Raw genomic sequence first — 1,927 nt, 5'->3', positions numbered from 1 at the left:
GGGGCCCCCGCCGGTGCGGCCGGCGCTGCGGCTGTGGGCCCGCCATCTGGCGGCGACGGCGCCGGGTTCGGCGGGCGGATAGGGTGGTCGGGGACCCCCGTCCGGGCGCTGTGGAGGGGTCATGGCCGTCCATCCGATAAACTGCAGGTCAAATGAGTGATACTGTGCAAGACCCCGAAGCCGACACCGCCACCCCCACGTTCGCCGATCTCGACATCGACGCCCGTGTGCTGCAGGCGCTTTCGGATGTGGGCTACGAGAACCCGTCGCCGATCCAGGCGGCCACCATCCCGCCGCTGCTGGAGGGGCGCGACGTCGTCGGTCTCGCGCAGACCGGTACCGGCAAGACCGCCGCGTTCGCGGTGCCGATCCTGTCGCGGATCGACACCGCGGTGAAACGGCCCCAGGCGCTGATCCTGGCGCCCACCCGCGAGCTCGCCCTGCAGGTCGCCGAGGCTTTCGGCAAGTATTCGGCGCACATCCCGGGTCTGCACGTGCTGCCCATCTACGGCGGCCAGAGCTACGGCGTGCAGCTGTCCGGGCTGCGCCGGGGCGCGCAGGTCATCGTGGGCACGCCCGGACGTGTGATCGATCACCTCGCCAAGGGCACCCTCGACATCTCCGAGCTCGAGTTCCTCGTGCTCGACGAGGCCGACGAGATGCTCACCATGGGCTTCCAGGAGGACGTCGAGCGGATCCTCGCCGACACCCCCGAGAGCAAGCAGGTCGCGCTGTTCTCGGCGACCATGCCGGGCGCCATCCGCCGGTTGTCCAAGCAGTATCTGCACGACCCGGTCGAGATCACGGTCAAGTCGAAGACGACGACGTCGGCGAACATCTCCCAGCGCTGGGTGCTCGTGTCGCACCAGCGCAAGCTCGACGCCCTGACCCGGATTCTCGAGGTCGAGCAGTTCGAGGCGATGATCATCTTCGTCCGGACGAAGCAGGCCACCGAGGACCTCGCGGAGCGGCTGCGGGCCCGGGGCTTCTCGGCCGCCGCGATCAACGGCGACATCGTCCAGGCCCAGCGCGAACGCACCATCGGGCAGCTCAAGAGCGGCGCGCTGGACATCCTCGTCGCGACGGACGTCGCGGCCCGCGGCCTGGACGTCGACCGCATCAGCCACGTCGTGAACTACGACATCCCGCACGACACCGAGTCCTACGTGCACCGCATCGGCCGCACCGGCCGGGCCGGCCGCAGCGGTGACGCGCTCCTGTTCGTCGCCCCCCGCGAGCGGCACCTGCTCAAGGCGATCGAGCGGGCCACCCGGCAGCCGCTCACCGAGATCCAGCTGCCGTCGGTGGAGGATGTCAACGCCCAGCGCGTCGAGAAGTTCAACGACTCCATCACCGAGGCGCTCACCTCCGACCATCTGGCGTTGTTCCGGCGATTCGTCGAGGACTACGAGCGCGAGCACGACGTGCCTCTCGCCGACATCGCGGCGGCGCTCGCGGTGCTCTCCCGCGACGGGGAGTCGTTCCTCATGGAGGCCGAACCCGAGCCCGTGGCACCGCCGCGGCGCGAACGCGAGCCGCGGGAGCGGCCGCCGCGCCGGTTCGACGACGACGGTGCGTCCCGTGTCGGGCGGGACGGACAGGAACTGGTCACCTACCGCATCGCCGTGGGCAAGCGCCACCGCGTGGTGCCCGGCGCGATCGTCGGCGCCATCGCCAACGAGGGCGGCCTGCGCCGCAGCGACTTCGGGCACATCAGCATCCGCCCGGATCACAGCCTCGTCGAGCTGCCGAAGGACCTGTCGCCGGAGACGCTCGAGGCGTTGCGGGGCACCCGCATCTCGGGTGTGCTGATCCAGCTGCAGCCCGACAGCGGGGCCCCGTCGGGCCGCCCGTCGTCCTACCGTCCGCGCGACGACCGCGGGGAGCGCCGCCAGGGTGAGCGCAGGGAGTACGGCGGCAAGAAGGA

1 protein-coding gene is annotated in these 1,927 nt (G+C 70.8%); it reads left to right on the top strand.

Annotated elements, in window-relative coordinates:
* Nucleotides 1-152 precede the first annotated feature (152 nt).
* The coding region (locus OEY_RS0102595) for a DEAD/DEAH box helicase (protein ID WP_029539870.1) at nucleotides 153-1,927 on the top strand (1,775 nt) is incomplete at its 3' end.

Source organism: Rhodococcus sp. P14, from assembly GCF_000256505.1.
Taxonomy (GTDB): domain Bacteria; phylum Actinomycetota; class Actinomycetes; order Mycobacteriales; family Mycobacteriaceae; genus Rhodococcus; species Rhodococcus ruber.
Note: the sequence above shows the minus strand (reverse complement) of the source record. Positions and strands in the feature narration are given on the sequence as shown.